Source organism: Kitasatospora sp. NPDC087315 (assembly GCF_044744345.1).
In the GTDB taxonomy this organism is placed as follows: Bacteria; Actinomycetota; Actinomycetes; order Streptomycetales; family Streptomycetaceae; genus Kitasatospora.
The window spans coordinates 619,257-643,328 of sequence record NZ_JBIUYD010000001.1; the positions used below are offsets into that span (position 1 = coordinate 619,257).

General features: G+C 77.5%; 2 protein-coding genes. Both read left to right on the plus strand.

The features are described from left to right. Positions 1-606 precede the first annotated feature (606 nt). A complete protein-coding gene (locus tag ACIO5D_RS02675) occupies positions 607-19,383 on the plus strand; it encodes an amino acid adenylation domain-containing protein (RefSeq protein WP_400793717.1) in 18,777 nt (6,258 codons plus the stop codon). Further along, positions 19,376-23,980, plus strand: coding sequence for a beta-ketoacyl synthase N-terminal-like domain-containing protein (locus ACIO5D_RS02680; RefSeq protein ID WP_400793718.1), 4,605 nt, complete (start codon positions 19,376-19,378; stop codon positions 23,978-23,980). The genes ACIO5D_RS02675 and ACIO5D_RS02680 overlap by 8 nt, the downstream gene beginning before the upstream one ends. The last annotated feature ends 92 nt before the right edge of the window (positions 23,981-24,072 follow it).

The following is a 24,072-nucleotide window of genomic DNA, read 5'->3' on the forward strand; positions in this document are numbered from 1 at the left end:
TCCGTCCTGGTCGGCCGACGTGTTCGGGAGGGGCCCCGGACCACCGTGCGGACACGGGCGTTCATGTGCCGTTCCAGGAATGGGATGGATAAGGTCACAAGGATTGCCGGGGTGTGCCGGAATGGCGCCCCCGAGCCGATCCTAAACACCAAGCGGAACCGCGATGAGTGAATCGTCATCGATGACCGCATTCAAGGCCGATCCGGCATGGGTGGGAACCGATCAGTGGAGATTGGCTTGTTTCCAGGCCTTCCGGTGGCCGAACTCCGGTAGGTGACACCATGATCGCTCGGTGTTATGTCATCAGCTCAGCCTGGGTGTTACACCGGTCTCACCTGGGGGTAACGTCAGGCCGGGCGGCGCGGGGGCGGCCGTCCGGCATTTCCGCGTGACCTTTATCGGCCAGTGAAATGGATCGCTTGACTCGTCGAGTTCTCCTCATGCAGAGTGAAACTCGGGTCGGCACCGAAGCCGGGCCGTCGCGCTCTCCCGTCGGCGCCCGTGGATTACGTGAAATATGAACGACCCGTCCTGCTCCGGCCCGCCCCGGGGCGCCGGGGGGTATTCAGGCGGAAATTCCACTCACACCTATTGAGGGTTGGTGCCATGTCTGGCCACGAGGACGCCGGTCACCCGCTGTCGGGTGCGCAGAGGGGCATCTGGTTCGCGCAGCGGATCGACCCCGGAAGCGCCGCGTTCAACACCGGCGAGTCCGTGGAGATCCACGGACCGGTGGACCCGCGGCTCTTCGAGACCGCGCTGCGGTACACGGTCGCCGAGGCACAGACCTTCCAGCTGCGCCTCGCGGAGACGGCCGACGGCCCGCGCGCCACCCTCGACCCCGACGCCCCGTGGCCCCTGCACCACGTCGACCTCGCCGCCGAACCCGACCCGGGCGCCGCCGTCGACGCCTGGATCGCCGCCGACCTGGCCACCCCCGTCGACCTCGTCGACGGCCCGCTGTTCACCCACGCCCTGCTGAAGGCCGCGCCCGACCGCTGGTTCTGGTTCCTGCGCGCCCATCACATCCTGCTCGACGGCTACGGATTCAAGCTCGTCGGCCGCCGCCTCGCCGAGGTCTACACCGCGCTCGCCGACGGCCGCGAACCGGAGCCGGGACCGTTCCTGCCGCTGGACCGGCTGACCGCCGAGGAGCGGGCCTACCGGGAGTCCCCGGCCTTCGCGCGCGACCGCGCCCACTGGACGGCGCGGCTGGCCGACGCCCCCGCCGCCGTGGGCCTCACCCCGCACACCGCGCCCCCCGCCGCGCCGTTCCGCCGCCGCGAGACCGTCCTCGACGCGGCGGCCACCGCCCGGCTGGACGCCGCCGCCGCCCGGTTCGGCGTCACCCGCACCGCCCTGCTGCTCGGCGCCGTCGCCGGTTACCTGCACCGCGCCACCGGCGCCCAGGACGTCCTCCTCGGCCTGCCCACCATGAGCCGGGTCGGCTCGGCGGCCCTGCGCACCCCCGGCACCGCCTCCAACATCCTGCCGCTGCGCCTCACCCTGCCCGCCGGGACCACCGTCGGCGGCCTGCTGCGCGCCGCCGGCGAGGAACTGGACGCCGTCCGGCGCCACCAGCTGTACCGGGGCGAGGACCTCCGCCGCGACCTGCGGCTGCTGGGCGACGGCGCCCGGCGCCTGTACGGGCCCGTCGTCAACCTCATCCCGTTCGCCAACGAGGTGGGCTTCGCCGGACACCCCACCACCTGGCACCACCTGACCGGCGGGGCGGTCGAGGACCTCCAGATCAACGTCCGCCCCGGCGCCGACGACACCGGGCTCTGGCTCTCCTTCGACGCCAACCCGGCGCTCTACACCGACGACGAACTCGCCGACCACCAGGACCGGTTACTGCTCCTGCTCGACCAGCTCGCCGACGCCGGCGCCGACCTGCCGCTGGCCCGCACCACCCTGCTGCACCCGGCCGAGCGGCCCGCGCCCGCCGGCGCGACCACCGACACGCCCGCGGCCCCCGACGCCACCCTGCCCGCCCGCTTCGACGCCCAGGCCGCCCGCACCCCCGACGCCGTCGCCGTCACCGCCGAGGACACCGAGCTCAGCTACCGGGCGCTGGGGGAGCGGGCCAACCGGCTGGCCCGGCTGCTCGTCGCCCACGGCGCCGGACCCGGCAGCACCGTGGCCCTCGCCCTGCCCCGCACCGGCGACCTCGTCGTCGCCGTGCTCGCCGTCCTCAAGAGCGGGGCCGCCTACCTGCCGCTCGACCCCGACTACCCGGCCGAGCGGATCCTCGCCGTCACCGCCGACGCCGCACCCCGGCTGCTGGTCACCCGGGCCGAGGTGGCCGACCGGCTGCCGGTCACCGCCGCCACCACCGTCGTCCTCGGCGAGGCCGGCACCGAAGCCGCGCTCGCCGCGCAGTCGCCCGCCGACCTCACCGACGCCGACCGGCCCGCGCCGCTCACCCCGGCCGACCCGGCCTACGTCATCCACACCTCCGGCTCCACCGGCCGGCCCAAGGGCGTCGTCGTCCCGCACGCCAACGTCGTCCGGCTGTTCACCACCTCGGCGGAGCACTTCGGCTTCGGCCCCGACGACGTCTGGACGCTCTTCCACTCCTACGCCTTCGACTTCTCGGTGTGGGAGCTGTGGGGCCCGCTGCTGCACGGCGGCCGGCTGGTCGTCGTCCCGCGCACCACCACCCGCTCACCCGCGGAGTTCCTGCGCCTGCTGCGCGCCGAGGGCGTCACCGTCCTCAACCAGACCCCCTCCGCCTTCCAGCAGCTCGTCCAGGCCGAACGCGACGAGCCGCCCGGCGCCGGACCGCTCGCGCTGCGCCACGTCGTCTTCGGCGGCGAGGCACTGGAACCCACCCACCTCCTGCCGTGGACCGAGCGGCACGGCGACCGGGCCCCCGCCCTCGTCAACATGTACGGCATCACCGAGACGACCGTGCACGTCACCCACCACCGCCTGGACGGGCCCGGTGAGCGCGGCGCCATCGGCGCGCCGCTGCCCGACCTGCGGGTCCACGTCCTGGACCACGCCCTCCAGCCCGTCCCGCCCGGCCGCACCGGCGAGATGTACGTGGCAGGACCCGGCCTCGCCCAGGGCTACCTCGGCCGCCCCGACCTCACCGCGGAGCGCTTCGTCGCCGACCCGTACGGCCCGCCCGGCACCCGGATGTACCGCACCGGCGACCTCGCCCGCCGCCTGCCCGACGGCACCCTCGCCTACCAGGGCCGGGCCGACCAGCAGGTCAAGATCCGCGGCTTCCGGATCGAACCCGGCGAGATCGAGGCCGCGCTGGCCGGCCACCCCGACGTGGCCCGGGCCGCCGTCGTCGCCCGCGAGCAGGGCGAGAGCGACCGCGTCCTGGTCGGCTACGCCGTGCCCCGGCCCGGGACGAACCCCGACCCCGGGCGGCTGCGCGCCCACCTCGCCGCCCTGCTGCCCGAGCACATGGTGCCCAGCGCCTGCGTCCTGCTCGACACCCTGCCGCTGACCCACAACGGCAAGCTCGACACCGCGGCACTGCCCGCCCCCGACTACGCCGCCACCGCCGGCGGCCGCGCCCCGGCCACCGAGGCCGAGGCCCTGCTCTGCCGCCTCTACGAGGACGTCCTGCGGCTGCCCCGGGGCACCGTCGGCGCCGACGACGGCTTCTTCGACCTCGGCGGCCACTCCCTGCTCGCCACCCGCCTGGTCACCAGGCTGCGCGGCGAGACCGGCGCCGAACTGCCGATGGCCGCCCTGTTCGCCGACCCGACCCCGGCCGGGCTCGCCGCCCGCCTCGCCGCGGCCGGACCGGCCCAGGACGGTCCCGCCCGGCCCCCGCTCCGGCCCGCCGAGCGGCCCGACCGCGTCCCGCTCACCCCCGGCCAGGCCGGCCTCTGGTTCCTCGGCCGGCTCGAAGGCCCCAGCCCCACCTACAACATCCCGCTGACCCTCCCGCTGCCCGCCGGAACCGACGAGGACGCGCTGCGCGCCGCGCTCGCCGACCTCACCGCCCGGCACGAGGTGCTGCGCACCCTCCACCCCGACCAGGACGGCGTCCCGCACCAGCTGGTCCTGCCCGCCGGCCACCCGGCCGCCCGGCCCGACCTGGCCACCGCCGACGCCGCCGACGCCGCGGAGCTGGCGCAGCTGCGCCGCGCCGCCGTCCGGCACGGCTTCGACCTGGCCACCGAACCCCCGCTCCGCGCCCACCTGCTGCGGCGCACCGACGACGGCACCGCCCTGCTCGTCCTGGTGGTCCACCACATCGCCGCCGACGGCTGGTCCCTCGGCCCGCTCGGCCGCGACCTGGCCCGCGCCTACGACGCCCGCGCCGAGGGCCGGGCCCCCGACTGGCCGCCGCTGCCCGTCCAGTACGCCGACTACGCGCTCTGGCAGCACGGCCTGCTCGGCGACGAGACCGACCCGGACAGCCCCGCCGCCCGCCAGCTCGCCTACTGGCACGACACCCTGGCCGCCCTGCCGGACGAACTCCCGCTGCCCTACGACCGGCCCCGCCCGCGCACCCCCGGCCACGCTGGCGACACCGTCACCCTCCACCTGGACGCCGGCCTCCACCAGCGCCTCACCGACCTCGCCCGCGCCCACCGGGCCACCCTCTTCATGGTGCTCCAGGCCGCCTGGGCGGCCACCCTCACCCGCGGCGGCGCCGGCACCGACATCCCCGTCGGCACCCCCACCGCCGGGCGCGACGACCCGGCCCTGGAAGACCTCGTCGGCTACTTCGTCAACACCCTGGTGCTGCGCACCGACACCGCCGGCGACCCCGCGTTCGGCGACCTGCTCGACCGGGTCCGCGACGCCGACCTCACCGCCCACGCCCACGCCGGCGTGCCCTTCGACCGCGTCGTCGAGCACCTCAACCCCGCCCGCGCGATCGGCCGCCACCCCCTCTTCCAGGTGATGCTGGCGCTCCAGAACGCCGACGGCGCCGACGACACCGAACTGGAGATCGCCGGCACCAGGGTCCGCCTCGACCCGGGCGGCATCGGCACCGCCCGCTTCGACCTCATGCTCGACTTCACCGAGCGCCCCGCCGACGGCCACCGGGCCCAAGGGGTCGACGGCACCATCGAGTTCAGCACCGAACTCTTCGACCGCCGCACCGTCGAGCGGCTCGCCGCCCGGCTGCGCCGCTTGCTCGCCGAGGCCGCCGCAGCCCCGCACACCCCGCTCTCCGCGCTGCCCCTGACCGACCCCGACGAGGACGCCGAGTGGGCCGGCTGCGCCCCGGCCTGCGAACGGACCCTGCTCGCCCAGGACGGCGTCCGGGACGCGGTCGTCACCGTCCGCCGCTCCACCGCCGGGGCCCCCGGGGCCGTCGCGTACGTGGTGCCCGACGGCCCCGTCGACCGCCGCCGGCTCGCCGCCGCCGTCCGCCGCGACCTGCCCGCCGCCGCCGGACCGCTGCTCACCGTGCTGCTCTCCGCCCTGCCCCGGACGGCCGACGGCGCCCTGGACACCGAGGCGCTGCACCGCCTGCCCGTGCTCGACGACGCGCTCGCCGCCGCCTGGGAACGCGACCTCGCCCGGACCCCCGGCACCGAGGCCGCCGCCGCCGTCGTCCGCGACACCACACCCCCCGCCCCCGGCCTGCTCCACCTCGGCGGACTCCCCGGCACGGCCGGCGCGGGCACCGCCCCCGAGGAGCCGTCCGCGCTGCTCGACACCGGCCCCGACCCGGCCGGCGCCGTCCCCGCGCTCAGCGAGGGCCCGCCCCCGCCCCCGCCGCCCTTTCCGCACCTCGCGGCCGCCCTGCGCGCCGCCGCCGAGGGCACCGGCGAGATCGTCCACCTGCGCGCCGACGGCACCCACCGGCGGCAGAGCTACGCCGAACTCGCCGCCGAGGCCGCCCGCATCCTCGGCGGCCTGCGGGCCAGGGGCGTGCGCCCCGGCGAGACGGTGATCTTCCAGTTCGAGGACAACCAGGACTTCCTGCCGGTCTTCTGGGCCTGCGTCGCCGGCGGCGTCACCGTCCTGCCGATGGGCGCCCCCGCCTCCTACCGGGACGCCTCACCGCTGCGCGACAAGGTCGAACGGATCTGGGAGGCGCTCGGCCGGCCCCGCATCGCGGCCGGTACCGCCGCCGGCGCCGCCCTGCGCGCCCGCGCCGCCGACCAGGGCTGGACCGACCTCGACGTACTGGTCGCCGACGAGCTGCGCACCGGCGAGCCCGCCACCGACTGGCACCAGGCCGGCCCCGACGACACCGCGCTGCTGCTCCTCACCTCCGGCAGCACCGGCCTGCCCAAGCGGGTCACCGTCACCCACGGCATGGTGCTCAACCGCTCGGCGGCCACCGCCCGGCTCAACGCCCTCGGCCCGGACGAGACCACCTTCAACTGGATCCCGCTCGACCACGTCACCGGCGTGGTGATGTTCCACATCCGCGACGTCGTCCTCGGCTGCCGCCAGATCCACGCCCCCACCGGCTGGATCACCGAGGAGCCACTGCGCTGGCTCGACGCCCTGCACCACTGGCGGGCCACCGTCACCTGGGCGCCCAACTTCGCCTTCGGCCTGGTCAGCGAGCGGGTCGCGGCCGAACCCGGCCGCGGCTGGGACCTCTCCGCGCTCAAGCTCGTGATGAACGCCGGCGAGGTCGTCGTCCCCCGGGTCGTCCGCCAGTGGCTGCGCCAGCTGGAGCCGTACGGCCTGGACCAGACGGTGATGCACCCCGGCTGGGGCATGTCCGAGACCAGCTCCGTCGTCACCGACACCTCCTACACCCCCACCGGGCCCGGCTCCGACGACACCTATGTGAGCTGCGGCAGGCCCTACCCGGGCTTCGCGATGCGCGTCGTCGACGACCACGACCGGATCGTCCCCGAGGAGCGCGTCGGCCACCTCCAGGTGCGCGGCCCCTCCGTGACCCCCGGCTACCACGAGAACCCCGAGAAGAACGCCGAGTCCTTCACCGCCGACGGCTGGTTCCGCACCGGCGACCTCGCCCTGCTGCGCGACGGCGAGCTCTACCTCACCGGCCGGGCCAAGGACGTCATCATCGTCAACGGCGTCAACCACCCCAGCCACGAGATCGAGGACGCCGTCGAGGAGAGCGCGGGCGTCCTGCGCGCCTGCACCGCCGCCGTCGCCGTCCGCACCTCCGCCACCGCCACCACCGACGAGATCGCGGTGTTCTGCTGCCCCGCGCCCGGCACCGACGAGCGCGCCCTGCTCACCGAGATCGCCGGCCGGGTCACCCGGCAGACCGGCGCCGCCCCGGCGTTCGTCCTGCCCGTCGCCCCCGCCGACATCCCCAAGACCGAGATCGGCAAGATCCAGCGGACCCTGCTCCGCAAGCGCCTGGAGGCCGGCGAGTTCACCGAGGTCATCCGCCGCACCGACCTGCTGCTCGGCACCGAACGCACCCTGCCCGACTGGTTCCACCGGCCGGTCTGGCAGCGCACCCGGCCCGTCCACGCCGCCACCGCGCACCCCGCTCCGACCCTCGTCCTCACCGGCGGGGCCGGCGACCGCTCGCACGCCGTCGGCACCGCGCTGGCCGCCCTGCTCACCGCCGACGGTTCCCCGGCCGAGGTCGTCACCGGCCCGGACGCCCTCCGCGGGCGCGCCGCCGCCCGGATCGTCGACCTGCGGCTGCTCGCCGACCCCGGCCCGGCCGACCGGGCACCCGCCGACCCGCTGGCCGCCACCACCCCGCTGACCCGGCTGATCGAGGCGCTCACACCCCCGCCGGCCGACACCCCGGACGGCCCCGGACACACCGTCACCCTCGAAGTCGCCGCCCGGCACAGCCACGCCGTCCACCCCGGCGAGCCGGTCCGCCCCGAACGCGCCGCCGCCGTCGCCGTCCTGCGCAGCGCCGTCCAGGAACTGCCCTGGCTCGACGGCCGCTGGACCGACCTCGGCCCCGACGGGGAGGAGCCGGACCTGACCGCCCGCCGGCTCCACCAGGAGATCACCACCCCGCCCGCCGACCCCGACGTCGCCCTGCGCCCCGACGGCCGCTGGACCAGCAGCCTCGCCCCGCTGCCCGCGCCCGAGGAGGACCCCGCCGCCGGACCGGTCTTCGAGGAGGGCGGCCACTACCTGATCACCGGCGGCCTCGGCGGCGTCGGCACCGAGACCGCCCGCCACCTGCTCACCCGCTACCGCGTCCGGCTCACCCTGATCGGCCGCCACCCCGCCGCCACCCGCCCCGAACAGGCCGCCGCGCTGCGCGAACTCCAGGCGCTCGGCGACGTCCGCCACCGCACCGCCGACGTCACCGACCCCGAGGCCGTGCGGCACGCCCTCGCCGAGGCCCGCGCCGAGTACGGCGAACTCGCCGGCGTGCTCCACCTCGCCGGCCACTTCGCCGAACACCCGCTCACCGCCACCACCGCGGACCAGTGGGAACGCGCCATGGCCGCCAAGGCCACCGGCGCCGCCGTCCTCACCGAGGAACTGCGCGACCGGCCCGGCACCCTCTTCGTCTCCTTCTCCTCCGTCAACGGCTACTTCGGCGGCGCCCTCGCCGCCGCCTACTCGGCCGCCAACGCCTACCTCGACGCCCTCGCCGTCCACCAGCGCGCGCTCGGACTGCGCGCCCACAGCGTCGCCTGGAGCATGTGGGACGACCTCGGCGTCAGCCGCGGCTACGCCCTCAAGGCACTCACCCGCGCCCGCGGCTTCCGCCTGCTCAGCCGCCGCGACGGCGTCCGCTCGCTGGCTGCCGCGCTGCGCCACGGCCACCCGCACGTCCTGGTCGGCCTCGACCCGTCGGCCCCCTGGGTCCGCAGCCACCTCGCCGCCCCCGCCCGCCCGCTCCAGGAACTCGCGGGCTACCGGGTCGGCGCCCCGGCCGAGCCGCCCGCCGCCCCCGACGACCGCTTCGGCACCCCCGTCGGCTGCACGCTGGAGACCCTGGACGCCCTGCCCGCCACCCCGGACGGCCGGATCGACCGGCAGCTGCTCGCCGGCCAGGCCCGCGCCGCCGAGGCCGGCGGCGCCCCCGCCCCCGGCCCGGAGCAGGACATGGCCCGGATCTGGAGCGAACTCCTCGACACCGACCGGATCGGCCGCGACGACGACTTCTTCGCCCTCGGCGGCCACTCCCTGCTCGCCACCCGCCTGGTCGGGCGCCTGCGCACCGTCCTCGGCCTGGAGTTCACCGTCGCCGACCTGTTCGCCGCCCCGACCCTCGCCGCGCTGGCCGCCCTGGGCGCCGAACGCGCCGCCGAACGCGGCGACGCCCCGGCCCGCCCGCCGCTCGTCCCGGCGGCCCGGTCGGAGAACGTCCCGCTCTCCTACGCCCAGCAGCGGCTCTGGTTCCTCAACCAGCTGGAGGGCCCCAGCCCCACCTACGACATCCCGCTCGTGGTCCGGCTCACCGGCACCCTGGACACCGGGGCGCTGCGCGCCGCGCTGGGCGACGTCACCGACCGCCACGAGATCCTGCGCACCCGCTACACCGACGACCAGGGCGTACCCCGCCAGGTGGTGCTGCCGCCCGGCGCGGCCCCCGCCGCGCTGACCGTCACCGTCGCCACCGGCGGCGAGCGCGAGGAGCACATCCGGCGGGCCGCCCGGCACACCTTCGACCTCACCACCGACCTGCCGCTCCGCGCCGAACTGCTCACCGGCGGACCGGACGCCCGCGACCACGTGCTCGTCCTGGTCGTCCACCACATCGCCGGCGACGGCTGGTCGATGGGCCCGCTCGCCCGCGACCTCGCCCACGCCTACACCGCCCGCAGCCGGGGCACCGCCCCGGCCTGGACGCCGCTCCCGGTGCAGTACGCCGACTACACCCTCTGGCACACCGCCGCACTCGGCGACGAGACCGACCCGGCCAGCCCGGTCGCCCGCCAGCTCGCCTACTGGCGCACCGCGTTGGACGGCATCCCGGAGGAGCTGCCGCTGCCCGCCGACCGGCCGCGCCCCGCGACCGGCAGCGGCACCGGCGGCCGGGTGCACACCCGGGTGCCCGCCCCGCTGCACCGCGCGCTCACCGACCTGGCCGCGGCCGGCCGCGCCAGCCTGCTGATGACCCTCCAGGCCGGGATCGCCGCCCTGCTGACCCGGCTCGGCGCCGGCACCGACCTGCCGCTCGGCTCCCCGGTCACCGGCCGCTCCGACGAAGCGCTCGACGACCTGGTCGGCTTCTTCGTCAACACCCTGGTGCTGCGCACCGGCACCCACGGCGACCCGGCCTTCCGCGACCTGCTGCAGCGCGTCCGGGAGAGCGACCTCGCCGCCCTCGCCCACCAGGACGTGCCCTTCGACCGCCTGGTCGAGGAGCTCAACCCGGTCCGCTCGCGCGCCCGGCACCCGCTGTTCCAGGTCGCCTTCGCCGTCCAGGAGACGCCCCGGCTCGGCGCCGGCATGCCCGGACTCACCGCCGAGGTGGACCCGGTCGAGACCGGCACCGCCAAGTTCGACCTCTTCTTCGCGGTGGTCGAGCGCCGGACCGCCGACGGCGCGCCCGACGGCCTCGACGCCTACCTCGAATACAGCGCCGACCTCTTCGACGCCGCCACCGCGCGCACCCTGCTGGCCCGCCTGGTCCGGCTGCTGGAGTCGGCGGCCGCCGCCCCCGACACCCCGCTCAGCGGCCTCGACATCGTGCTGCCGCAGGAGCGCGGCCGCCTGGTCACCGGCGTCGCCGGCGCCGGTGACGACCTCGAACTGCCGGGCGTGCTGGGCCTCTTCGCCGACCAGGTGGAACGCCGGCCGGACGCCCTCGCCCTGGTCGGCCCGGACACCGGCCTCACCTACCGTGACCTCGACCGGGCCGCCAACCGGCTCGCCAACCGCCTGCTCGACCGCGGCCTCGCCCCCGGCGACCGCGTCACCGTGGCGGCCCCGGCCGGCGCCGACGCCGTCACCGCCGTCCTCGCCGTCCTCAAGGCGGGCGGCGTCCTCGCCGGCACCGACCGCGCCCTGTCCACCGCCCTGCCCACCGCCCCGGCCTTCCTGCTCGCCGCCGAACGCCCCGAGGGCGCCCGGCCCGGCGGCCCGGCCGTGGTCACCTTCGCCGAGGGGCGGGCCCACCCCGACGCCACCGCGCCCGCGGTACCCCTCACCGACGAGGACCCGGCCTGGCTGGTCCGCCCGCCGCGCGGCACCGCCGTCCTCACCCACGCCGCCCTGGGCCGCACCCTGCGCCCGCTGCTGCGCCGGACCAGGCTGAGCGACGCCGACGCGGTGGCCCTGCTCGCCCCGCTCGACTCCGAACGCGCCTGCTGGGAGATCCTGGCCCCGCTCACCCGGGGCGCGCGGATCGTCGTCGACCCCGGCCCCGCCGCCCCCGACGCCGTTCCGGCCGCCACCTCGGACGCCGCCCCGGCCGCCTCGCCGGACGGCGAAGGACCGGACCGCCCGGACGCCGCCCGGGCCGCCGGCGAGCGGATCCGCCGACTCGCCCCCCACGGCCCCACCCTGGCCTTCCTCACCGCCGACCACGCCGACCTGCTGCTGACCGCCGCCGACCACGACCCCGCCCTGGCCGACGCCCTGCCGGACGCCGTCTGGTGCGTCGGCACCGGCTCCTCGCCCGACCAGGCCCGGCGGTTCGCCGACCGCTTCGCCGTCCCGCTGCGCCGCCTGCTCGCCGTGCCCGCCGCCGGGGTGGTGGCCTTCGCCGACCCCGCCGCCGACGAGGACGGCGCCCCGGGCGGCGGGGGAGCGCCCTACACCCCGGTGGTGCCGACCGTCGTGCTCGACGCCGCCGGCGCGCCGGTGCCCACCGGCGTCCACGGCGCCGTGCACGTCGCCGCGCCGGGCCTGCTCGACCCGGACGCCGGGCCCTGGCTGCCGCCGAACACCCTCGGTGCCGCCCTGCCCGGCGTCGACCGCCTCGCCCGCACCGGACTGACCGGCCGGATCACCCCCGACGGCCGCCTCGACCTGCGCGGCCCCGAGGACGGCTGGGCCGAGCTCGACGGCCGCTGGACCGACCTCGGCGAGGCCGAGCGCGCCCTGCTCGACCTGCTCGCCGTCCGGGAGTGCGCGCTGCGCCCCCGGCGCGGCCCGGCCGGCCGCACCGGCCTGGTCGCGTACGTCGTCGCGAGCGGCCCGCTGACCACCGCCCAGGTCGCCCGGCGGCTGCGCGCCGCCCTGCCCGGCCTGCCCGCGCCGATCGCCGCCGTCCTGCTCACCGCGCTGCCCAGGACCGCCGACGGACGGCCCGACCCGGCCGCCCTGGACGCCCTCCCGGTGCTGGACGACGACCTCGCCGCGCGCTGGGAGCGGCGGCTGCGCGAGCTGCCGGGGCTGCGCGAGGCCGCCGTGCTGCGGGCCGACCGCGCCGAACCCTCCGGGCGGGTCCACACCGGCCTGCCGGTCCACGCCCCGCAGCCGGCCGGCCCGGCCGCCCCGGCGGACGGCACCGCGCCGGACGAGGGCGTGGCGGCGGGCGCAGCCGTGCCCGCCCTGAGCGACGGCGGCCCGGCCCCCGAACCGCCCCACCCCGACCTGGTCTCCGCCCTGCGCGCGGCCGCCGCGGCCGGGCCGGGCGGCGGGATCACCTACCTCGGCGAGGACGGCGGCGAGCGCGAGCAGTCCTACCCGGAGCTGCTGGCCGACGCCTCCCGGGTGCTCGCCGGCCTGCGCGGCCTCGGCCTGCGCCCCGGCGACCGGGTGCTCTTCCAGCTCGGCGACAACCGGGACTTCGTCACCGGGCTCTGGGCCTGCCTGCTGGGCGGCCTCACCGCCGTCCCCCTGGCCGTGCCGCGCACCGGCACCGGCGACGAGGCCGCCGCCGCCCGCCTGGACGGCATCTGGCAGGCCCTCGGCGGACCGCTGGTGCTCACCGACGCGGCCCGCGCCGACGGACTGCTCGACACCGCCCGGCAGTACGGCTGGCAGGACGCCCGCACGGCGGACCTCGCCGAGCTGTCCCGCCGCGAGCCGGACCACGACTGGCACCGCCCGGACCCGGACGAGACCGTGCTGCTGCTGTTCACCTCCGGCAGCACCGGCCGGCCCAAGGCCGTCCCGCTCACCCACCGCAACGTCCTCGTCCGCTCCGCCGCCACCGCGCTCGCCAACACGCTGACGCCCGCGGACGTCTCGTTCAACTGGATGCCGCTGGACCACGTCGGCGGGGTGGTGATGTTCCACCTGCGGGACGTCGTCGTCGGGTGCCGCCAGATCCACGCGCCCACCGGCTGGGTGCTGGCCGAACCGCCGCGCTGGATGGCGGCGGTGGACCGTCACCGGGCGACCGTCACCTGGGCGCCGAACTTCGCCTTCGGCCTGCTCGCCGAGCACGCCGGGGCGGTCGAACGCGCCTCCTGGGACCTCTCCTGCCTGCGCTACGTGCTCAACGGCGGCGAGGCCGTGGTGGCCCGCACCGCCCGGCGGTTCCTGCGGCTGCTCGTCCCGCTCGGTCTGCCGAAGACCGCGATGCGCCCGGCCTGGGGCATGTCCGAGACCTCGTCCGGCGAGATCGAGGGCACCTTCACCCTGGACGGCACGGCCGACGAGGACTCGTACGTCAGCGTCGGACGCCCCTACCCGGGCTTCGCCGTCCGGATCGTCGACGACCGGGGCACCGTCCCGGAGGGCCGGATCGCCCGGATCCAGGTCCGCGGCGCCGCCGTGACGCGGGGCTATCTGGACGCGCCCGAGCACAACCGGGAGGCGTTCACCGAGGACGGCTGGTTCGAGACCGGCGACCTCGGCTTCCTCCAGGAGGGGGCGCTGACCATCACCGGCCGCGCCAAGGACGTCATCATCGTCAACGGCGTCAACCACGCGGGCCCCGAGATCGAGGCGGCCGTCGAGGAACTCGACTGCGTGGAGCGCTCGTTCACCGCCGCCTGCGCGGTCCGCGGCCGCGACGCGGCCCGGCCCGGCGGCGCCGGCGACGAACTGGCCGTCTTCCTGGTGCCCCGGGAGGGCGCCGACCCGGCGGAGACCGTCCGCCGGGTGCGCGGCCGGATCACCCGGCAGGCCGGGATCGCCCCCGCCTACGTCGTCCCCGTGGAGCCCGGGCGGATCCCCAAGACCGAGATCGGCAAGATCCAGCGGACCAGGCTCGCCCAGGACTTCCAGGCCGGGGCCTTCGACGCCGACCTCACCCGGGTCGACCTGCTGCTCGGCAACGAGCGCACGGTGCCCGACCGGTTCTTCCGCCGGATCTGGCGGCGCGCCGAACTCCCCTCCTACGGCGCGGATCCGGCCGGCCCCGGCCGCGGCGAGGTGCTGATCGTGCCCGGCCCCGCCGGGGCCCTCGCCGCCGCGCTCGCCGAGCGCCTGCGCGCCGACGGCCGCACCGTCCGCCTCGGCACCGGGGACGGCACCGACCTGCCCGCCGAGGCGCTCACCGGCGTCGACACCGTGCTCCACCTGACCGGCTACGGCCCCCCGCCGGCCGGCACCGCCGCGCCGGGCACCCCGGCCGCCCTGTCGGCGGGCTCCCGCGCCGCCGCCCGGCTCGCCACCGCCCTGGCCGCCGCGCCCGCCGCCGGCGACCAGCGGCGGGTGGACTGGTACACCGTCACCAGCCGGGCCCAGAGCGTCCACGACGGCGAACCGCTGGACCCGGCCCGGGCCGCCGCCGTCGCCACCGTCAAGAGCCTCGGCCAGGAACTCCCGTGGCTGCGCACCCGCCTGATCGACCTGCCCGCCGAGGACGGCGGCGACGGCGCCACCGCCGTGGCCGCCGGCCACGTCCTGGCCGAGCTGGCCGCCGCCACCGCCGAGCCCGAGACCGCCTGGCGGGCCGGCCGCCGCTGGGTCCGCCGGCTGCGGCGGCTGCCCGCCCCCGCGCCGCGCCCGGCCGGCCGGTTCTTCCGCCCCGGCGGCCACTACGCGCTCACCGGCGGCCTCGGCGGCGTCGGCGCCGAGATCGCCGAACACCTGCTGACGGCCTACGGCGCCCGGCTGCTGCTGCTCGGCCGGACCGCCCTGCCCGACGAGGCCGACCGGGACCGGCACATCGCCGCCGGCACCGCCCTCGGCCGCACCCTGGCCGCGCACCGCCGGCTCGCCGCGCTCGGCGAGGTCGACTACGCCGTCGCCGACGTCACCGACCCCGCCGCCGTGCGCCGCGCGCTCGCCGCCGCCGAACGGGACCGGGACACCCCGCTCGACGCCGTCCTGCACCTCGCCGGCGACCTCACCCAGCGGCCGCTGACCGGGCTGACCGACGAGGACTGGCAGGCCGCCTTCGCCGCCAAGGCGGCCGGCACCCGGGTGCTCTGCCGGCTCGCCGAGGAGCGCCCCGGGCTGCCGCTGGTGGTCTTCTCCTCCGTCAACGGCCACTTCGGCGGCAGCGGGCTCGCCCCCTACGCCGCCGCCAGCGCCTGCGCCGACGCGCTCTGCGCCGAGGCCGCGCGCACCGGGGCCGACGTCCGCGTCCTGGCCTGGAGCATGTGGGAGGACCTCGGCATGAGCCGGGGCTACGCGCTCACCGACTTCACCCGGGCCCGGGGCTACGCCGTCCTCGGCCGCCGCGAGGGCGTCCAGTCGCTCGCCGTCGCGCTCGCCCACGACGACCCCTACCTGCTCATCGGCCTCGACCCGGCGGCCCCCTGGGTGGGCAGCCACACCGACGGGCCCGCCCGGCCCGCCGAGCGCCTCGTCGGCTGCGTCGTCACCGAGCCCGGCGCGCCCGCCCCGCACACCGACGGGCTCACCCTGCCCGACCGCTACGGCGCGCCCGTGTCCTGCGCCGTCCTCCCGGTGCCCGGCCTGCCCGCGCCCGGCGACCACGACGGGTGGCGCCGGCTGGTCGGACGGCACGAGCCCGCGTCCGGGGACGGCCCCGGCGGTGCCGCGCCGCTCGGCCCCCGCGACGACACCGAACGCGCCCTGGTCCGGATCTGGGGCGAGGTCCTGGAGCGCGACCGGGTCGGCGTCGAGGACAGCTTCTTCGACCTCGGCGGGCACTCCCTGCTCGCCACCCGCCTGGTCAGCCGGATCCGGACGGCCTTCGGCGTGGACCTCGCCGTCGGCGCGCTCTTCGAACACCCCACCGTCGCGGCCCTCGCCCGGCTGGTCACCGGCACCGCCGGCGGGCCCGGCGGCACCCCCGCGCTGCGGCCGGTGCCCAGGACCGGGCCCGTCCCGCTCTCGCACGCCCAGCGCCGCCTCTGGTTCCTCCAGGGGGTCAGCGGCTCCAGCCCCTCGTACCACATCCCGGTCGCCCTGCGGCTGACCGGCGACGTCGACACCGAGGCGCTGCGCGCGGCGCTGTACGACGTCCTCGCCCGGCACGAGAGCCTGCGCACCGTCTGCCCGGCCGGGGCCGGCGAACAGCTGGTCCTCGCCGCGGACGCCGCCCTGCCCGACCCGCTGACCACCGAGACCGTGGCACCGGGCGACCTCGACCGGCGCCTGACCGAGGAGGCCCGCCGCCCCTTCGACCTCGCCCGGGACCTGCCGCTGCGGGCCCGGCTGCTCGGCACCGGCGACGACGAGCACGTCCTGCTGCTGGTGCTGCACCACATCGCCGCCGACGGCTGGTCCCTGGCGCCGCTGTACCGCGACCTCACGGCGGCCTACCGGGCCCGCCTGGACGGGCGGGCCCCCGACTGGCCGCCGCTGCCGGTCCAGTACGCCGACTACACCCTCTGGCAGCGCGAGGTGCTCGGCGACGAGAACGACCCCAACAGCCCGGCCGCCCGCCAACTCGCCCACTGGAGCCGGGCGTTGTCGGGTCTGCCGGAGGAGCTGGCGCTGCCCGCCGACCGGCCCCGCCCGGCCGTGGCCAGCCACCGCGGCGCGCTCGTCTCCACCACCCTGCCCGCCCCGCTCCACCGGGCCCTGACCGAGCTGGCCAAGGAGGACCGGGCCAGCCTGTTCATGGTGCTCCAGGCCGCCGTCGCGGCCCTGCTCACCCGGCACGGCGCGGGCACCGACATCCCGCTCGGCACCACCGTCGCCGGCCGCGCCGACGAGGCCCTCGACGACCTGGTCGGACTGTTCGTCAACACGCTCGTCCTGCGCACCGACACCAGCGGCGACCCGGGCTTCCGGGAGCTGCTGCGCCGGGCCAGGGACACCGCCCTGGACGCCTTCGCCCACCAGGACCTGCCCTTCGAACGGCTGGTGGAGGTGCTCAACCCGGCCCGCTCGCTCGGCCGCCACCCGCTGTTCCAGGCGGGCCTCGTCCTGCAGAACAACGCCCGGCCGACCGCCGGCCTGCCGGGTGCCGCCGCCGACCCGGTGACCGTGCACGGCGGCACCGCCAAGTTCGACCTGTTCTTCGGCTTCCGCGAACGCACCGCCGAACGCACCACCGGGGCCGGGCCGGACTCCGGTCCGGCGGGCGCCGCACCGGCCGGCCTCGACTGCGTCGTCGAGTACAGCACCGACCTCTTCGACGAGACGACCGTCCGGGAGCTGACCGTCAGGCTGGAACGGCTGCTCACCGCCGTCGCCGCCGACCCAGACCGGCCCGTCGGCGCGGCCGACATCCTCTCCGCCGAGGAGCACACCCGGCGGGCCGAGGCCGAGGACGGCGGCCCCGCCGGCCCGGTCCACACCCTGCCCGCCCTCTTCACCGCCCAGGCCCGCCGCACCCCCGACCGGCCCGCGCTGCGCTGGGCCGGACCGGAACCGGAGGACCTCGACTACCGCGAGCTGGACGCCCGGTCCGCCCGGCTCGCCCGGCTGCTGGCCGCCCGGGGTATCGGCCCCGAGCGCACCGTCGCGCTCCTGCTGCCCCGCTCCACCGGCCTGGTCACCGCCCTGCTCGCGGTCGGCCGGACCGGCGCCGCCTACCTGCCCGTCGACCCGGACTACCCGGCCGACCGGATCGCCTACATGCTCGACGACGCCGACCCGGCGCTGGTCATCACCGGCACCGAGCTGGCCGGCCACCCCGCCCTCGGCGCCGCCGGCGCCCCGGGCGCCCGGCCGCGGCTGCTGCTCGACGCGCCCGCCACCCGGGCCGAGCTGGCCGCGCTCGCCGACACCGACCTCACCGACGCCGAGCGCACCGCCCCGCTCCGGCCCGACCGCCCGGCCTACCTGATCTACACCTCCGGCTCCACCGGCCGGCCCAAGGGCGTGCTGGTCACCCACCGCGGCATCGCCGACTTCACCACCACCCTGCGCGAGCGCTTCGGCAGCGACGAGCACGCCCGCGTCCTGCAGTTCGCCTCGCACAGCTTCGACGCCGCCTTCTGGGACGTCTGCGCGGCCCTGCTGAACGGCGGCTGCCTCGTCCTGGCCGAGCGCACCCGGCTGCTGCCCGGCCCCGGCCTGGCCGACCTGCTGCGCACCGAGCGGATCAGCCACCTCATCCTGCCCCCGTCCGCGCTGGCCGCCCTGCCGCCGGACGCCCTGCCGGCCGGCACCACCCTGGCCGTCGGCGGCGAGGCCTGCCCGCCCGAGCTGGTCGCCCGGTGGGCACCCGGCCGGGTCATGGTCAACGCGTACGGCCCGACCGAGTCCACCGTCTGCGCCACCCTCAGCCTGCCGCTCGCCGCGCCCGCCGGCGGCCCGGCCGGCGCGCCGCCGATCGGCCGGCCGGTGCGCGGCACCCGGGCCCGGGTCCTGGACGCGGCCCTGCGGCCCGTCCCGGCCGGCGTCCCCGGTGAGCTGTACCTCGCCGGTCCCGGGCTGGCCCGCGGCTACCTGGGCCGCCCGGGGCTCACCGCAGAACGCTTCGTCGCCGACCCCTACGGCCCGCCCGGCACCCGGATGTACCGCACCGGCGACCTGGTGCGCCGACGCGCCGACGGCCAGCTGGAGTTCCTCACCCGGGCCGACGAGCAGGTCAAGATCCGGGGCTTCCGGATCGAGCCGGGCGAGATCGAGGCCGTCCTGGACGCCCGGCCGGAGGTCGCCCGCAGCGCCGTCGTCGCCCACCAGGGCCCCGGCGGCAAGCAGCTCGTCGGCTACCTGGTGCCCGCCGCGCCCGGGACCGCGATCGACCCCGCCGCGCTCCGCCGGGAGCTGGCCGGGACGCTGCCGGACCACCTGGTGCCGGCCGCCCTGGTCGTGGTCGCGGAACTGCCGCTGACACCCAGCGGCAAGACCGACCGCGCCGAGCTGGCCCGGCGCCCGCTCGCCCGCCCCGCGGGCACCGGCCGCACCGCGCCGCGCGACGGGCTGGAGCGACGGATCGCGGAGCTGTGGACGACCCTCCTCGGCCTCGACGGGACGCCCGGCAGCGACGAGAACTTCTTCGACCTCGGCGGGCACTCCCTGCTGCTGGTCGGACTGCAGGGCGCGCTGGCCGAACTGACCGGCCGGCCGGTGCCGATCGTCGACCTGTTCACCCACACCACGGTCGCCGCGCAGGCCGCCCACCTGGGCCGCACCGCACCGACCGCCCCGGACACCGCCCCGGCATCCGGCTCCGCCGACCACGGCACGCCCGACCGGCTCACCGCCGCCCGGGAACGCGCCGCCCGCGCCGAACGCGGCCGCGCCCAGCGCCAGAACCGCGGCCGCCGCCCGGCCGGCCCCTCCCGAAAGGACACCTCCCAGGATGACTGAGACCAGCGCGGCAGCCGAGCACGGGCCGTACGAGGGGGCGGGCGTCGGCGCGGACGACGGGATGGACGACGGGACCGGCGCGGACATCGCGGTCGTCGGCATGGCCGGCCGCTTCCCCGACGCCCCCGACCTCGACCGCTTCTGGGCGAACCTGGTGGCCGGCCACGAGTCGATCCGGGACGTCGGCGAGGCCGAGTACCTCGCGGCGGGCGGCGACCCGGCCGGACTGGACGACCCGTACCTCGTCCGCCGGGCGTCGGTCGTCGACGGGATCGAGCTGTTCGACGCGGAGTTCTTCCACTGCCGGCCCACCGAGGCCGAGGTGATGGACCCGCAGCACCGGCTCTTCCTCGAATGCTGCTACCACGCCCTCGAACAGGCCGGCCACCAGCCCGAGCGCTCCGACGGCCTCACCGGCCTGTACGCGGGCGCCAGCCAGAGCAAGTACTTCCTGGCCAACGTCCAGCCCCGGCTGGCGGGCCGGGCGCTCTCGCTGGACTGGTTCTCGGCGGGCCTCGGCAACGACGCCGGCGCCTTCGCCACCCGGGTGGCGTACGAGCTCAACCTGACCGGGCCCGCCGTCTCGGTGCAGACCGCCTGCTCCACCTCGCTGGTCGCCGTCCACCTGGCCTGCCAGGACCTGCTCAACCACTCCTGCGACACGGCCCTGGCGGGCGGTGCCTCGCTCGACCCGCTGGCGCTGCGCGGCTACCGGCACACCCCCGACGGGCCGCTCTCCCCGGACGGCCGCTGCCGGGCCTTCGACGCCGCCGGGGCCGGGATGTCGCCCGGCAACGGGGTCGGCGTGGTGGTCCTCAAGCGGCTGGCGGACGCGCTGGCCGCGGGCGACCACATCTGGGCCGTCATCAAGGGCTCGGCGATCAACAACGACGGCCGCCGCAAGGTGGGCTTCACCGCACCCAGCCCGCAGGGCCAGGCCGAGGTGATCCTGGCCGCGCAGGCGGCGGCCGGCGTGGACGGCGACTCGATCGGCTACATCGAGGCGCACGGCACCGGTACCGCGCTCGGCGACCCGATCGAGGTCGCCGCGCTGACCGAGGCGTTCCGCGAGAGCACCGCCCGCGAGCGCTACTGCGCGCTCGGCTCGGTGAAGACCAACCTCGGCCACCTGGACGCCGCCGCCGGGATCGCCGGACTCATCAAGACGGTGCTCGCCCTCCGCCACCGCACGCTGCCCGCCAGCCTCCACTTCGAACGGCCCAACCCCGCCATCGACTTCGCGCACGGCCCGTTCTACGTCAACACCGCGACCGCGCCCTGGCCGGCGCCGGAGCACGGCCCCCGGCGGGCGGCCGTCAGCTCCCTCGGCATCGGCGGCACCAACGCCCACGTCATCCTGGAGGAGGCCCCGCCGGCCGCCGACCGGACGGCCGTCCCGCCGGCCGGTGACGGCTCCGTCGTCCTGCCGGTCTCCGCCCGCACCCCGGCCGCGCTCCAGGAACTGTCCGGGCTGCTCGCCGGACACCTCGCCGCCCACCCCGGGCTGGCCCCCGACGCGGTGGCCCGCACCCTGGCCGAGGGCCGCCGGGACCTCCCGTACCGCAGGGCCGTCGTCGCCCGCACCCTCGGCGAGGCCGCCGAGCGGCTCGCCCGCCCCGACCCCGGCACCGACGGCTCCGGACGCCTGCGGCTGGCGTACCTGCTGCCCGGCGGCGGGGCGCAGCACCCCGGGATGGGCCGGGGGCTGTACACCTCCGAGCCCCGCTACCGGGCCGAGATCGACCGGGCCGCGGCCGTCCTGGAGCCGGTCCTCGGCCAGGACCTGCGCGCCGTGCTGTACGAGGGCGCCGAAGGCCGGGGCGCGTGGTCCTTCCCGGCGCTGGTCGCCACCGAGTACGCGCTGGCCCGGCTGCTGATCGCCCGCGGTGCCCGGCCGGACGCCCTGATCGGCCACTCGCTGGGCGAGTACACCGCGGCCTGCCTGGCCGGGGTGATGACGCTGGAGGACGCCCTGCCGCTGGTCAGCGAGCGGGAGCGGCTGCTCGGGCTGGCCGGCGGCCGCACCCTCAGCGTCGCGCTCGCCGAACCGGCCGTCCGCGAGCTGCTCTCCGGCCCGGCCGGTGCCGGGCTCGGCCTCGCCACCGTCAACGCGCCCGAGGTGTGCGCGGTCTCCGGGCCCGCCGACGCCGTCGAGCGGCTGGAACGCCACCTGAGCGGCCTCGGCGTCGAGCACCGCCGGGTACCGCTGCCCACCGCGCCGCACAGCACCCTGCTCGACCCCGTCCTGGACGCCTACGCGGCCGCGCTGCGGCGGGTCGAGCTGGCGGCGCCGGGCATCCCGTTCTGCGCCGGGCCGACCGGCACCTGGATCACCGACGAACAGGCCACCAGCCACGACTACTGGCTGCGCCAGTTCCGCGAGACCGTGCGTTTCGCCGACGGCGTGGCGGTGCTCCACGCCGAACTGGCGGCCAAGGGCCGCACCGCCCTGGTCGAGGTCGGTCCCGGCCGTTCGCTCTCCCGCTTCGCCCGGCTCGGGCTCGGCGAGTCGGTCACGACCGTCGCCGCGATGCGTCACGCCCAGGCCGAACTGGACGACCGGGACGTCCTGCTGGGCGCGCTCGGCGAGCTGTGGACGCACGGCGCCCCGATCCGCTGGACGGACAGCACGGACAGCACGGACAGCACGGACGCGGCCGGCCCGCTGCCGCGCAAGGTGCCGCTGCCCGGCTACCCGTTCCAGCGCCGCCGCCACTGGATCGACGCGCCGCCCGCCGCCGCCCCGGCCGCCGCCGGGCGGACCGTGTACGTCCTGCCCGAGGGCCTGCGCGACGACAACTACCCCACCACCCGGGCGCTCGCCGCCCGCACCCGCGGGCACCTGGTGATCACCGGCGCGCCCGTGTCCGCGCCCGCCGCCGCCCCCGCCGCCGAGCCCGTGCCCGCGCCCGGCCAGGACGCCGCCGCCCGGCTCGCCGAAGCGGAGGAACGGCTGCGCGCGGCCGCCCCGCCGGCCCCGGCGGGCGAGGAGGAGCGGACGGCCGGGCTCAACCGGCTCTGCACCCTGCACACCCTCATCCACCTGCGCCGTCACGGCCTCGCCGGCGGCCCGGGCGAGACCCGCACCCGGGCCGAGGTGGTGGCCCGCCTCGGCGCCGTCCCCGCCTACCGCAAGCTCGTGCACGCCCTGCTCGACGGGCTGGTCGCCGACGGGGTCGCGGACTTCGACCCGGACACCGACACCCTCCGGTTCACCGAGGGTCTGGCGGCCCTCACCGGCCCGGCCACGGCGGGCCCGGGCGGCGACGACGTCCTCGCGGGCCTCGTCGCGGAGACCGAGCGGTCGCTGACCGCCCGCCACCCCGACCTGGCCGGCGAGCTGGAGCTGCTCCGGGACTGCGTGGCCGCGTACGACGCCGTCCTCGGCGGCACCCGCTCCGGCACCGAGGTCCTGCGCCCCGACGGCAGCGGCGACCGCTCCAGCTCGGGCGCCGAGCGGGTGCTCGCCCACGGCGACGTCGCGGTCTACCGCGAGCTGGTCGCCGAGGAGATGGCCAGGACGGTCCGGGAGGCCGCCGGCCGCCCGCTGCGGATCGTCGAGGTCGGCGGCGGCCAGGGCTATCTGACCTGGCCGGTGGTCGAGGCGCTGCGCGGGGCCGGGCCGGTGGAGTACCACTTCACCGACCTCGGCCGCTCCTTCGTGGTGGCGGCCCAGAAGGAGGCCGCCGACCGGGGCCTGGACTTCCTGACCTTCGGCGTGCTGGACATCGACAAGGGCGCCGCCGCGGCCGAGCTCGGCGGCTTCGACGCGGTGCTCGCCTTCAACGTCCTGCACGCCACCCCGGACCTGCGCCGTACCGTCGGCAATCTGCGGGCGCTGCTGCGCCCCGGCGGCCGGGCCTACATCCTGGAGGCCACCGGCACCCCGCGCGCCGCGACCATGACCGTCGGCCTCTTCGAGGGCTGGTGGTACTTCGACGACGACCTGCGCGAGCACTCCCCGCTGCTGCCCCCGCACCGCTGGGCCGGGCTCCTGTCCACGCTGGGCTTCGACCCCGTCCTCGCCCTGCCGGCCCCCGGCCGTGCCACCGCCCCCGACCACGGCCTGATCATCGGCACCCGGCCCGGCGGCGCCGTCGCGGACGGGCTCGCGGCGGCCCGGCTCGCCGAACTGCGGGCGCTGGGCGCCACCGTGGAACTCCTCGCGGACGGCGAGCTCCCCGGCGATCAGGCCCCCGGCGGTCCGGCGCCGGAGCGGACCCCCGAGGAGGACGCGCCCGGCGCGGCCCCGGCAGCCGCCGGCGGGTCGTTCAACCGTCGCCCCGACCTCGCCACGGCCTACGTCGCCCCCGTCACCGAGCTGGAGAAGCTGGTCACCCGCCACTGGGCCGCCGTGCTCGGCCTCGACGAGGTCGGCGTCGAGGACAACTTCTTCGACCTCGGCGGCGAATCGCTGCTGGTTCTCCAGATGGCGAGCCGGCTGCGTGACGAACTGTCGGTCGACCTCGCCGTCAAGAAGCTGTTCGAGAACCTGACGGTGGCCGCCGTCGTCCGCGAGATCGAGGCCCTCCGGCAGAACGCCGCGCCCGCCCCGGAGCGGATCGCCCCCAGCCGGCGGCGCGGCGGCCGGAGCTGACCACCCGCCGGGTGGGCGGCCGGTTCCGCCCACCCGGCCCCCCGACCCGTTGGTGACCCGCCCCGCGCGGGCGTCCAGGCACCCACACCCCA

What these genes read in the sequence shown, in the direction of transcription:
- ACIO5D_RS02675 (WP_400793717.1), top strand. Translation starts at nt 607, where the DNA reads ATGTCTGGCCACGAGGACGCCGGTCACCCGCTGTCGGGTGCGCAGAGG.
- ACIO5D_RS02680 (WP_400793718.1), top strand. Translation starts at nt 19,376, where the DNA reads ATGACTGAGACCAGCGCGGCAGCCGAGCACGGGCCGTACGAGGGGGCG.